General features: G+C 63.5%; 10 protein-coding genes and 2 riboswitches. Of the genes, 4 read left to right on the top strand and 6 right to left on the bottom strand.

Annotated features, from left to right (window positions below; all coding sequences use genetic code 11):
- Window positions 1–93 precede the first annotated feature (93 nt).
- The 4 genes from M2397_RS14575 to cobW are packed head-to-tail and all read right to left on the bottom strand — an operon-like array spanning window position 94 to window position 6,574.
- Window positions 94–696: a VWA domain-containing protein gene (locus tag M2397_RS14575; RefSeq protein ID WP_259243881.1), complete on the bottom strand. Its 603-nt coding sequence runs from the start codon at window positions 694–696 to the stop codon at window positions 94–96.
- Between the two features lie 53 nt (window positions 697–749).
- Window positions 750–1,748 (bottom strand): ATP-binding protein, encoded by a 999-nt coding sequence (locus M2397_RS14570; protein ID WP_184745831.1) that lies wholly within the window; start codon window positions 1,746–1,748, stop codon window positions 750–752.
- Complete coding sequence (gene cobN / locus M2397_RS14565; protein ID WP_259243772.1) at window positions 1,748–5,509, bottom strand: cobaltochelatase subunit CobN; 3,762 nt, start codon at window positions 5,507–5,509, stop codon at window positions 1,748–1,750. The genes M2397_RS14570 and cobN overlap by 1 nt, the downstream gene beginning before the upstream one ends.
- Before the next feature lie 3 nt (window positions 5,510–5,512).
- A complete protein-coding gene (gene cobW, locus M2397_RS14560; protein ID WP_131696626.1) occupies window positions 5,513–6,574 on the bottom strand; it encodes a cobalamin biosynthesis protein CobW in 1,062 nt (353 codons plus the stop codon).
- 92 nt (window positions 6,575–6,666) lie between these two features.
- Window positions 6,667–6,867: riboswitch (cobalamin riboswitch) on the bottom strand.
- Between the two features lie 42 nt (window positions 6,868–6,909).
- Window positions 6,910–7,115: riboswitch (cobalamin riboswitch) on the top strand.
- 96 nt (window positions 7,116–7,211) lie between these two features.
- On the opposite strand from cobW, the gene M2397_RS14555 reads away from it, so the two are divergent.
- The 4 genes from M2397_RS14555 to cobM all read left to right on the top strand — a co-directional run bounded on the left by M2397_RS14555 (window position 7,212) and on the right by cobM (window position 9,322).
- Window positions 7,212–7,400: a CbtB-domain containing protein gene (locus M2397_RS14555; RefSeq protein ID WP_027606475.1), complete on the top strand. Its 189-nt coding sequence runs from the start codon at window positions 7,212–7,214 to the stop codon at window positions 7,398–7,400.
- A gap of 11 nt (window positions 7,401–7,411) precedes the next feature.
- On the top strand, window positions 7,412–8,116 hold the full coding sequence (locus M2397_RS14550; RefSeq protein WP_131696628.1) for a CbtA family protein: 705 nt from the start codon (window positions 7,412–7,414) through the stop codon (window positions 8,114–8,116).
- Complete coding sequence (locus tag M2397_RS14545; protein WP_131696629.1) at window positions 8,113–8,505, top strand: cobalamin biosynthesis protein; 393 nt, start codon at window positions 8,113–8,115, stop codon at window positions 8,503–8,505. Before M2397_RS14550 ends, M2397_RS14545 begins: the two co-directional genes overlap by 4 nt.
- 70 nt (window positions 8,506–8,575) lie before the next feature.
- A complete protein-coding gene (gene cobM, locus M2397_RS14540; protein ID WP_259243769.1) occupies window positions 8,576–9,322 on the top strand; it encodes a precorrin-4 C(11)-methyltransferase in 747 nt (248 codons plus the stop codon).
- A 251-nt stretch (window positions 9,323–9,573) separates the two neighbouring features.
- Here cobM and nfuA read toward each other — a convergent pair whose 3' ends face one another.
- Together nfuA and M2397_RS14530 are read right to left on the bottom strand one after the other, a co-directional pair.
- A complete protein-coding gene (gene nfuA / locus M2397_RS14535; protein ID WP_027606479.1) occupies window positions 9,574–10,158 on the bottom strand; it encodes a Fe-S biogenesis protein NfuA in 585 nt (194 codons plus the stop codon).
- Window positions 10,159–10,251: 93 nt separating this feature from the next.
- Window positions 10,252–12,546: a fatty acid cis/trans isomerase gene (locus M2397_RS14530; RefSeq protein WP_259243768.1), complete on the bottom strand. Its 2,295-nt coding sequence runs from the start codon at window positions 12,544–12,546 to the stop codon at window positions 10,252–10,254.
- Between the last annotated feature and the right edge of the window lie 2 nt (window positions 12,547–12,548).

The following is a 12,548-nucleotide window of genomic DNA, read 5'->3' as shown; positions in this document are numbered from 1 at the left end:
GGGCAAGCCCCCTCCCACACTGACCGCATTCCAAAGGGTGTACTCGATCAAATGTGGGAGGTGGGCTTGCCCCCGATGGCGACGGTACCGGCACTACAACTCATCGATATGCCGATAATCCAACTGCAACCCCGCCGCCAACGCCTGGGCCCGCCCCAGCCTGATCGGCCCGCGCTCGATATCCACCAGCAACCCCGCACACGCCAATAACGGCAACCCGTCGATGTCCTTGAGTCGCCCATCCGTAATCACCAGCACGCGCTGCTGCTCCGCCGGATAACGCTTGCGCCGCGCCAGCAGCCAATGCCCGGCCTCGGTCAGCGCCGCCAGCAATGGCGTACCACCGCCTGCACCCAACTGATCCAGCCAGCCCGCCAGGCCTTTCGCTGCTTTCAACCCCTGTACCTGCCACTTCGGCGCCTGGCCGCTGGCGGTCAGCAACGCCATGCGTGCGCGTTGCCGGTAGGCGTCGTCAAACAGCTGGGCGAGCAATCCCTTCGCGTCGGTTAATGCACGATTCCGCCGGGTGGACGCCGACGCATCCACGATCACCAGCCACAACTCATGGGGCGAGCGGCTGCGCAGGTGGTAGCGCAGGTCTTCACGGGAGTGCGGCCGACCGCCGAGCAAGGTGCCCGGCCAGTTGATCGAACCCTGCTGCGCACTGCGTGCCTTGCCCTGCCTGCCGTTGTCCAGTCGCCCCGCCTTGGGGCGGGCATCCGCCCCCGCGTCAGCTCGGGGGCGAATGCCTAGGGCTTTTTTGGCCAGGTGGGCACGTCTCGGCGTGTGCCTGTGGGCAGGGCCGGCGCGGGCATGTTGCCCCATTGGCCTTGCCCGGGCGACGTGTCCGAGGGTGTCGGCGACTGCCCTTGATTGGGTGGGCTGGCCGGTGGGGATTGCTCCTGGCGACGGTGGCGCAAGGCAAATTCCGCAACCGCTTCGATGTCTTCTTCGGCAATTTTATCCGCGCCCCGCCACGCCGCGTGGGCCCGGGCGCCGCGCAGCCAGACCAGGTCAGCACGCAAGCCGTCGACACCTGCGGCAAAGCAACGCTCGGTGATCTGCGCCAAGGCCTGATCATCCAGATCGATACTGTCCAGCCGCGCCCGCGCCTGGGTGCAGCGCTCGCGCAACGCTGCCTGCTGCTCGGTCCACTGCGCGCAGAAAGCGGCGGGGTCGCTGTCGAAATCCAGGCGACGCCGGATGATCTGCCCGCGCTCGGAAGGCACCGTCTGCCCGCTCAGCGCTACGTTGAAACCGAAGCGGTCCAGCAGCTGCGGGCGCAACTCGCCCTCCTCCGGGTTCATCGTGCCAATCAGTACAAAGCGCGCCGAATGCCGATGGGAGATGCCGTCGCGTTCGATCAGGTTGGTGCCGCTGGCGGCGACGTCGAGCAACAGGTCCACCAGGTGATCAGGCAACAAGTTGACTTCATCCACATACAACACGCCGCCGTCCGCCTTGGCCAGCACGCCAGGGGAAAACTGCGCGCGGCCTTCGCCCAGCGCGGCGTCGAGGTCCAGGGTCCCGACCAGACGCTCTTCGGTGGCGCCCAGCGGCAAGGTGACAAATTGCCCGCTGGCCAGCAGATCCGCCAGGCCACGGGCCAGGGTTGATTTGGCCATGCCGCGTGGGCCTTCAATCAGCACGCCACCGATCTTCGGGTCGATGGCGGTCAGGCACAGCGCCAGTTTCAGGTCGTCGGCGCCGACCACGGCGGACAGCGGGAAATGGGGAATATTGGTCATCAGCTGTCTTCTTCTATATCCAGCAACAGGTTTTCCAACGCCTCGCGGTACGCCCCCGGTTCCTGCCACAAACCGCGCTGCTGGGCTTCGAGCATGCGCTCGGTCATATCACGCAGCGCTGCGGGGTTGTGCTGCTGCACAAAGGCCCGGGTGTCAGGGTCGAGCAGGTAGGCGTCGGCGAGCAATGCATATTGATGATCGTCAATCAGCTCAGTGGTGGCGTCGAAGGCGAACAGATTGTCCACGGTCGCGGCCATTTCGAACGCACCTTTATAGCCGTGGCGCTTCACCCCGTCGATCCACTTGGGGTTGGCGGCGCGAGAACGGATCACCCGGTTCAGCTCTTCCTTCAAGGTGCGAATCCTGGGCAGGTCCGGCTGGCTGTGGTCGCCATGGTAGCTGACGGCCTTGTCGCCGCTCAGGGTTTCCACGGCAGCGAGCATGCCGCCCTGGAACTGGTAGTAGTCGTTGGAGTCGAGCAGGTCGTGCTCGCGGTTATCCTGGTTCTGCAACACCGCCTGCACCTGGCTCAGGCGCTGGGCGAACTGCTCGCGAGCGGCGGTGCCTTCATCGGAACCGCCATAGGCGTAGCCGCCCCAGTTCAGGTAGACCTCGGCCAAGTCCTCGCGGCTTTGCCACAGACGCCCGTCAATGGCGCCCTGCACGCCCGCGCCATAGGCACCGGGCTTGGCCCCGAAGATACGCCAGCCGGCCTGTTTCGCCGCCACCTCGTCATCCAGGCCGGACGCCAGCAACGCCGCGCGCTCACTGCGCACCTTGGCGGCCAGTGGGTTCATGTCGTCCGGCTCATCCAGGGCCGCCACCGCTTGCACCGCCGCGTCGAACAGGCGGATCAGGTTGGCGAACGCATCGCGGAAAAACCCGGACACGCGCAGCGTGACGTCCACGCGCGGGCGGTCCAGCAGGCTGATCGGCAGGATTTCAAAGTCATCCACCCGTTGACTGCCCGTGGCCCACACCGGCCGTACGCCCATCAGCGCCATGGCCTGGGCGATGTCGTCGCCACCGGTGCGCATGGTGGCCGTGCCCCACACCGACAGGCCGAGCTGGCGCAGGTGGTCGCCGTGGTCCTGCAGGTGCCGCTCAAGCATCAGGTTGGCCGACTGGAAACCGATGCGCCATGCCGTGGTCGTGGGCAGGTTACGCACGTCCACGGTAAAGAAATTGCGCCCGGTAGGCAGCACATCCAGGCGCCCACGGCTCGGCGCGCCGCTTGGCCCAGCCGGCACAAAACGCCCGCCGAGGGCATCCAGCAAGCCGTGCATTTCCGCAGGGCCGCAGGCATCCAGGCGTGGCGCGACCACAATGCGCAGGCTTTCGATCACCGCCTTCACATCCTCCCAGCCGGGCTCTTCCAGCTGTTCCACCGGCCCTTCCAATGCCTGCTCGATCAGTCGCGCGGCGTACAGTTCCAGGCGCTCGCGGGTATCACCAGCGGTACGCCACAACTGCGTATCGATCGTCTGCAACACCGCCGGGCGTCGTCCGGTCCAGGGCTCAGCCAGGGCGCAGTCCAGCGGGTCGAAGCCCAACTCGAAGGCTTTGGCCAACACGCGCAGCAGGCTCGATTGCGGGCCACGGCCATCGCCACGCGGGATGCGCAGCAAAGCCAGCAGGGTGTCAATCCGCAAGCGACCCTGCGGGGACTCGCCAAAGATATGCAGGCCGTCGCGGATCTGCGACTCCTTCAAGTCACACAGGTAGGTGTCCAGGCGCGGCAGCCAAATCGCAGCATCGGCGTCGCCATCCAGTTCAAGCTCCTGGTCGATACGGGTTTCGCGAACCAGTTGGAGGATGTCTTTTTGCAGTTCGCGGGCACGGCGCGGGTCGAGCAGTTGGGCTTCGTAGTATTCGTCCGCCAATAGCTCCAGATTACGCAACGGCCCGTAGGTTTCGGCGCGGGTCAGCGGCGGCATCAGGTGGTCGATGATCACCGCCTGGGTGCGCCGCTTGGCCTGGGCGCCCTCGCCCGGGTCGTTGACGATAAACGGGTAGATGTTCGGCAGCGGCCCCAGCAGCGCATCCGGCCAGCAGTTTTCCGAGAGCCCCACGCCCTTGCCCGGCAGCCATTCCAGGTTGCCGTGCTTGCCCACATGGATCACGCCATGGGCGCCGTAGGTGTGGCGCAACCAGAAGTAGAACGCCAGGTAGCCGTGGGGCGGCACCAGGTCCGGGTCGTGGTACACCGCGCTGGCATCCACCTGGTAACCCCGGGCCGGCTGGATGCCGATGAAGGTCAGGCCCAGGCGCAGGCCGGCGATCATCAGGCGGCCGTCGCGGAACATCGGATCGTTGTGCGGAGCGCCCCAACGCTCCAGCACCGCCTGGCGATTGGACTCAGGCAAGCGCTGGAACATCGCCTCGTAGTCGTCCAGGCCCAGGCTTTGATGGCAGGGGCGCAGGTCGAGGCTGTCGAGATCGTTGGTGACGCCGCCGAGCAGATCATGGATCAGCGCAGTGCCGCTTTCGGGCAATTGATCCGGCACCGGATAACCTTCGGCTTGCAGGGCGCGCAGGATATTCAGCGCGGCGGCCGGGGTGTCCAGGCCCACGCCATTGCCGATGCGACCGTCGCGGGTCGGGTAGTTGGCGAGGATCAGGGCAATGCGTTTATCCGCATTCGGCAGCCGTGCCAGTTCGACCCAACGGCGCGCCAATTCAGCGACGAAATCCATGCGCTCGGGCGCTGCGCGGTAGCACACCACGTCCGACTGGCTGCGCTCGCTGCGCCAGGCCAGATCCTTGAAGCTGATCGGCCGGCTGATAATCCGCCCATCCAGCTCGGGCAAGGCAATGTGCATCGCCAGGTCGCGAGGGCCAAGGCCTTGCTCGCTGGCCTGCCAGCCCGGCTGGTTATCCTGGGCGCAAATCGCCTGGATCACCGGAATATTGCGACGAAACGGCCGCAGATGCGGGGCTTCGGGGCTGGATTGGGCAAAACCGGTGGTGTTCAGGATTACCGCCGCGCCGACCTCATCCAGCAGGTCCTCGACCACCGTCAGGCAGCCGGGCTCTTTCAAACTGGCCACCGCCATCGGCAACGGGTTAAGGCCCGCCGCCTGCAAGCGCTGGCAGAACACATCAATAAAACCGGTATTGGCCGCCTGCAGGTGCGAGCGGTAGAGCAGCACCGCCGCCACGGGCCAATCCGCGTGCCAATCGGTCTGCCAGTCATTGAGACGAGGGTTGGCTTTATGCGGGTGATAAATCGCCGTGCGCGGCAGGGTTTGCGGCTCGGCCCAGGCATAGTCGCGTCCCAGGTAGCCGCTGGCCAGGCAACGATAGAAGTCCAGGGCATTGCCCAAACCACCCTGACGAAGGAAGTGCCACAGCCGGTCGCGCTGTTCGGCACTCACCGTGCTCAGGCCGCTGAGTTCCGGGTCCGGGCGATCATCCCCCGGCACCAGGATCAGGGTGACGCCGCGCGCGGCCAGCTCCACAAGACGCTCGATGCCGTAGCGCCAGTAACCGATGCCGCCGTGCAGCGAAATCAGGATGACCTTGGCGTGGCGCAGCACTTCGTCTACATACAGGTCGACCGAGGCATGGTTCTGCACCTGCATCGGGTTGGCCAGGCGCAGGCTGGGGTAATCCTCGGGCAACTGCTGGGCCGCTTCGGCCAGCAGCGCCAGGCTGGAATCGCCGCTGCACAGAATCACCAGTTCAGCGGGGGTTTGGCCAAGGTCGGCAATATTGTCGTCCGCGACGAAACCACCGGGCTGAGTCCTGAGCAGGTGCATGGGTTAAACGCTGAGGGCAGCGCGCAGCTGCGCTTCGAGGCCCGCCGCGTCCAGCTCCTGGCCGATCAGCACCAGCCGTGTGATGCGCGCTTCGTCGGCGCCCCAGGCACGGTCGAAGTGCTTGTCGAAACGCGTGCCCACGCCCTGGATCAGCAGGCGCATCGGTTTGTTCGGGATGGCGGCGAAGCCTTTGACGCGCAGGATGCCGTGCTGAACCACCAATTGGGTCAGGGCGTCGAGCAGCAGCGCCTCGTCGGCTTGGGGCAGGTCGATGGAGATGGAATCGAAGGCATCGTGATCATGATCGTCTTCACCATCGTGGTGATGATCGTGGTGGCTATGGCGACCGTCGATATGTTCTTCGGAACCCGCGCCGAGACCGATCAATACATCCAACGGCAGGCGACCGCTGCTGGCTTCGATGACCTTCACAGCCGGCGGCAGTTCTTCGGCGACTTCCAGGCGTACACGGGCCAGGTCTTCGGCGCTGATCAGGTCGGATTTGTTGAGGATCACCAGGTCGGCGCTGGCCAGTTGGTCGGCAAACAGCTCGTGCAGCGGCGATTCATGGTCCAGGTTCGGGTCGAGTTTGCGCTGGGCATCGACCTGGTCCGGGAACGCGGCAAAGGTGCCGGCGGCCACGGCCGGGCTGTCGACCACGGTGATGACCGCATCAACCGTGCAGGCGCTGCGGATTTCCGGCCACTGGAAGGCCTGTACCAACGGTTTTGGCAGGGCCAGGCCCGAGGTTTCGATAAGGATATGGTCGAGGTCGCCGCGACGGGCGACCAGTTCGCGCATCACCGGGAAGAACTCTTCCTGCACCGTGCAGCACAGGCAGCCGTTGGCCAGCTCGTACACGCGGCCGTTGGCCTCTTCTTCGGTGCAACCGATGGAGCACTGCTTGAGGATTTCACCGTCGATGCCCAGCTCGCCGAACTCGTTGACGATCACCGCAATGCGACGGCCCTGGGCGTTGTCGAGCATATGGCGCAGCAAGGTGGTTTTGCCCGAGCCGAGGAAGCCGGTAACGATGGTGACGGGGAGTTTGGCCAGTGTTTTCATCGGATGCCCTTTGGGGCGGGCATACGGGACGATAGGCCCTGCGGCGGCGCGCAGACGCGGATTTCGTCACCGGATCACCCCGCCCGGTTGAATTGGAAAATCGGTTACGAGGCAGGTCTCCTGGCTTGGGGCTTGCGGGTCTTGCGACCGGCGCCGACTGCGCCTTCCCGCCGTAATGGCAGTGGCGTGGCAGTCAGATAAACCCTTCACAGTTGCGGGGGCAGCCGCGGCTTGGACCGCGTTCCCTTCTTAGCTTCGACCTGGGCCGAAGAACCTCGAAGGTGCAAGGCTACAGGGGCTCGCCGCATTTGACTACCGTCCCCGGCCCATGCTCTCCTACACATCTTGTTTCGGGTGCCCTTCACAGGGTGAAACGGGAAACCGGTGAGTCATAGCGTTATGACGAGTCCGGTGCTGCCCCCGCAACGGTAAGCGAGTGAAGCGTCAGATCCACTGTGCCTGTACGGCATGGGAAGGCGACGCTTTATAGACCCAGTGTCCCTCGCAAGCCCGGAGACCGGCCCGAATAACATCGAATAACAAACCCGCGGTGGGCGGGCGCTGTTAAAACCCTGCGTGCCTGGCTCGCGGGGTTTGCATGCGCTCGTTTCACCCTGACACCTGAAAGGGACGCGCCATGTCGATCATCAGCAGCACCTCGCACACCGCCAGCAGCTCCGCCACCCTCAGCCAACGCCTGACCGCCGCCATCGGTGCGTCGATCCTTGGTGCGTGTCTGGTGTATTTTGCCGGCTTCTCGCATATCGAGGCGGTGCACAACGCGGCCCACGATACCCGTCACAGCGCCGCGTTCCCGTGCCACTGAGGCCTGCCGATATGATCAAGCGTATTGCGCAAACCGCAGGGTTCACCGGCTTGCTCGCTGCCCTGTTGCTGACCCTGTTGCAAAGCTTCTGGGTCGCGCCGCTGATTCTGCAGGCGGAAACCTTTGAAAAGGCCCCGGCCGCGACTGAAGTCGTGCATGAGCACGCCGCCGGCGCCGCAGCACACACCCACGACGCCGAAGCCTGGGAACCGGAAGACGGCTGGCAGCGCGTGCTGTCGACCACCGGCGGCAACCTCGTGGTCGCCGTCGGCTTCGCCCTGATGCTCGCCGGCCTCTATACCCTGCGCGCCCCTACCCGTACGGCCCAAGGCTTGCTGTGGGGCTTGGCCGGTTACGCCACCTTTGTGCTGGCGCCCACTCTGGGCCTGCCACCGGAGCTGCCGGGCACTGCCGCCGCTGACCTGGCGCAACGACAAATCTGGTGGATCGGCACCGCTGCCTCGACGGCGGCCGGTATTGCCCTGATCGTGTTTGGGCGCAACTGGCTGCTGAAAGTCTTGGGCGTGGCGATCCTGGTGGTGCCACATGTGATCGGCGCGCCGCAGCCGGAAACCCATTCCATGCTGGCGCCGGAAGCCCTCGAAGCGCAGTTCAAGATCGCTTCGCAGTTGACCAACGTGGCGTTCTGGCTGGCGCTCGGCCTGATCAGTGCCTGGCTGTTCCGCCGCAACCGCGACGACCAATACTCGGCATGACCCTGGTGGTCGGCCTGGGTTGCCAGCGGGGTTGTGATGTAGACACCCTGCTGGGCCTGTTTGACAGCGCCCTCGCCAATGGCGGGATTGAGCGCCAGCGTGTCACGGCACTGGCCAGCATCGACCGTAAACAGGACGAGCCTGGGTTGCTCGCCCTGGCCCGCTTGCTCAATCTGCCGTTGCAGTGCTTCAGCGCCGCGCAACTGGCGGCGTATGAAGACCGGCTGAGCCACAAATCCACCGTCGCGTTTGCCCATACCGGCTGTTATGGCATCGCCGAAAGCGCTGCCCTGGCCCTGGCCGAACAGCTCTGCGGCGGTCCTGCCCGCTTGTTGATCACTCGCCAGAAAACCGCCCAGGCCACCTTTGCATTGGCCTGCGCCGGCTAAAATCCCGATAATCGCCCTTCCCGATCATGAGCAATCTTCATGCTCGCCCGCTTTTGCACAGGAATTCTCCATGACCGTCTACTTCATCGGCGCCGGCCCCGGCGATCCGGAATTGATCACCGTCAAAGGCCAACGCCTGATCCGCAGTTGCCCGGTGATCATCTATGCCGGCTCGCTGGTGCCGGCGGCGGTGCTGGAAGGACATCAGGCGCAACAGGTGGTCAACAGCGCCGAACTGCACCTGGAACAGATCATCGAACTGATCAAGACTGCCCACGCCAACGGCCAGGATGTGGCCCGCGTGCACTCCGGCGACCCGAGCCTGTATGGCGCGATTGGCGAGCAGATCCGTTACTTGCGTGAGTTGGGCATCCCTTTCCAGATCATTCCCGGAGTAACGGCGGTGGCAGCCTGCGCCGCGTTGCTGGAAACGGAACTGACCCTGCCGGACATCGCCCAAAGCGTGATCCTGACCCGCTACGCCGATAAAACCAGCATGCCGGCCGGGGAAGACTTCGACAGCCTGGCCCGGCATGGCACGACCATGGCGATTCACCTGGGGGTCAATCATCTGGAGAAGATCATCGCCGAACTGCTGCCACACTATGGCGCGGACTGCCCGATGGCGGTGGTACACCGGGCGACATGGCCGGATCAGGATTGGGTGGTCGGCACGCTCAGCGATATTGCCGACAAAGTCGCCGCCAAGGGCTTTCGGCGTACGGCGCTGATCGTGGTGGGCCGGGTGCTGGCCAGTGACAATTTCAGTGAGTCGTCACTGTATCGGGCCGGGCATGCGCACCTTTATCGACCTTGATTTTTTACTTCATAAAATCACACCAACACACTGATTTAAATTAAAAAACACAAAGAGCAATGTGGGAGGGGGCTTGCTCCCGATAGCGGTGTGTCAGCTTCCTCATGAGACGACTGAGGCACCGCTATCGGGAGCAAGCCCCCTCCCACACTTGATCTTTATTGTTAGATAGATGGTGTAAGAGCTTGAATTAAAAGAATAAAAAAACGGCGCTCACGGGCGCCGTTTTTTGTTCGCAGTGAACGCCTTACTCAGTAGTAGGCGTTTTCTTTCTGCGTGTGGTCTGTCACGTCACGGACGCCCTTGAGCTCCGGAATGCGCTCCAGCAAAGTGCGCTCAATGCCTTCACGCAGGGTCACGTCCGCCTGGCCACAGCCTTGGCAGCCGCCGCCGAACTTCAATACGGCGATGCCGTCATCGACGACGTCGATCAAGCTGACCTGACCGCCGTGGCTGGCCAGCCCCGGGTTGATCTCGGTTTGCAGGTAGTAGTTGATGCGCTCGTTTACCGGGCTGTCGGCGTTGACGTTCGGCACCTTGGCGTTGGGCGCCTTGATGGTCAACTGGCCGCCCATACGGTCGGTGGCGTAGTCGACCACGGCATCGTCCAGGAAGGCTTCGCTGAAGTTGTCGATATACGCGGTGAAGCTTTTCAGCCCCAGGGCGGTGTCTTCAGGTTTCTCTTCACCGGGCTTGCAGTAGGCAATGCACGTCTCGGCGTACTGGGTGCCAGGCTGGGTGATAAAGACGCGGATGCCGATACCCGGGGTGTTCTGCTTGGACAGCAGGTCAGCCAGGTAATCGTGGGCGGCGTCGGTAATGGTTATGGCAGTCATGGAAACTCCTCACAGGCTTGCCGGCAGTTTACGCCAAAATATTACGCAGGTACAAAGTCCTAGTAATTTTGTCGGAAAAGACTCTCGCCCCAGTCAGAGGTTTTCATAACGGTTCATATCCAGCACCCCCTCTTCCACTGGCGTGGTTTCGCGGATGTACTGGGACAAATCGTGGAAATACTGCCAGAACAACGGATGGCTGCGGCGCACGCCCCAGCGATCGACGATTTTTTCAAAGCGCTTGGCGTCCTTGGCCCGCTCCATTTCAGCCACGAACTCTGGCACTTCCTGCGCAGGAATATTGAACATGAAGTTCGGGTAGCTGCTGAGCACGCCCGGATAGAGGGTCAGCGTGTCGAGGCCCGGCTGATAACGGTAGGCCTCACCGAGCAGGAACGCCACGTTACTGTGAGCGCGGTTGCGCAGCAGGCTGTAGACCACACGCTGGCCGCTGGCGGTTTCGATACGCAGCATCGTGGCTTCGGGCAACTGGTCGATCACCTTGAGCCCCGCCGCCGGGCGCGAGGTCAGGCGGCTGAGCGCCTGCTCCGCATCCTGCAATGCCGGGTCGATGCCATCACGCGAGCAGTACGCCCCGGCGCAACGGTTGATCGGGTCCGGGCTGGCATTCAGGTAGCTGTAGCGGGTAAGCAATTGGTTGGCAAAGTCACGCTTCGGGTCTTTTTCATCCAGATGCAGGCCAGTGGGCTTATCGTCATCGATCGCCTCATAGTCCAGCCACAGCTTGATCTTGCCGCTGTTCTGGTACCAATCATCCATAAAGGCATCGCGGCTATCGGCGGGCATCAGGCGCAGGAAGTTCTGCTCGGCGCCGTTGCGGATCAGGTCGAAGTACAGGCGGGTCTGGGCCTGGTGCGATACGTTGCCGAACACGTCGAAGTTGACCACCAACTGGTAATAGGTGCGTTCGAGCAATGGAAAGTCGAACAACCACATCGTCTGCGGGACTTCACCGATCAGGCCTTTATTGACCGAGGCGCTGTCAAAGTGGCGAAAGATGCTTAACAGCGCGTTGTCGTTGCCGACCCATAGCGTCGACCAACTGGGCGCCGGCAGCTCGGCATAGCTGTCCCGCCGCAGCGCTTCGTACTGGTTGCGCTTATCACGGTACTTGAGCCACAGGCTGAGCACACTGCCCACGTCGTCATTCTGCCCTGGCATCGCCAGCAACGGCGTGGCCTGGCCGCGATAGCGAGCATCGGTGATGTACAGGTCGTGGTCGGGCGCCTGGAACAGCGCCCAGAAATTGTCGCGGATCACATCCGTGGCAATTTGCCCGCGACATACCGGCCCGCGAATAAACGTGCGCACGAAGTACTCGGCGTTATCCAGCATGAACTGGTAGCGCGCCTGGGCGGGAATCGCCTCGAATGTCTCGAAAGGATTGGCACGACGGCCGGGGCCATAGCCCGGCAAGGCGCTGGCCTGCCAGTCACCGCTGTAGAACAAGGCTTTGATCCGCGCCATTTTCTCTGCGCTGAGGGGGTATGTGATGTGAGTCTTGTGGACGATCACCCCTTGTACGGGCCACAGGCGGTAGTACACGCGGGTGCCGGGATCGTCATTGGGACGACGGGTGTTGATCAGGTCAATCGGCTGGCCGCTGGGGGTACGCGAGCGCACCCACTGGAAGAAATGCCCCGGCTCACCGCCTTCGAAATAGAGGTGCGCAATAAACAAATGCTCGAACAGCCAACGGGCCACCAGGCTTTCCCGGGCGCCGGGGGCATTGAACAGGTTTTCCCATTGCAGCACCTGCGCGGCTTCCTGGGCACTGGGGGCCACACCTTGCTCGTCAATCGGTGCACCGGAGGCCAGCCAGCGTTGCAGCGTCTGGTATTGCTGGTCGCTCAAGCCAGTTACGGCCAGAGGCATGCCTTCATTGGGGTGAGCACCGGCGTAAGCGTCGAACTCTCCCGGCAACGGGCACATATTCTCGCGGTTAAGGCCCAGCACAATATCAGCGGGCAACTTGGCGTTGGGTTGTAACGGCGCGCGGCGATGACCGAGTTCGAGCATGCGCGCCATCAGCGCAGCTTGGCTGCCTTGGGCGTCGAGTACTGAGCTGAAGCCTTCGCGCTGCCAGGCAGCTTTGCCGAACGCGTCATAGAACAGGCGGGTCGGCTTGGTCGCCTGGCTACGTTCGCCATCGTAGACCGGCACCTTACTGGCGCCCCGCGTCGCACCCTCGGCACTGCCCAGGTTCAGTTGGCAGGCCGAGTCGTAGCACGCATGGCAAGCCACGCACTTCTCGGTGAAGATTGGTTGGATGTCGCGGGTATAAGAGATCGCCGAAGAGGGACCTTCCGCCAACGCGGTACTGGCTATCAAGGCCAGGACGGCGCTGACGATAAGACGAAGTGACATGT

The organism is Pseudomonas sp. BIGb0381, from assembly GCF_024809815.1.
Classification (GTDB): Bacteria; Pseudomonadota; Gammaproteobacteria; order Pseudomonadales; family Pseudomonadaceae; genus Aquipseudomonas.
Note: the sequence above shows the minus strand (reverse complement) of the source record. Positions and strands in the feature narration are given on the sequence as shown.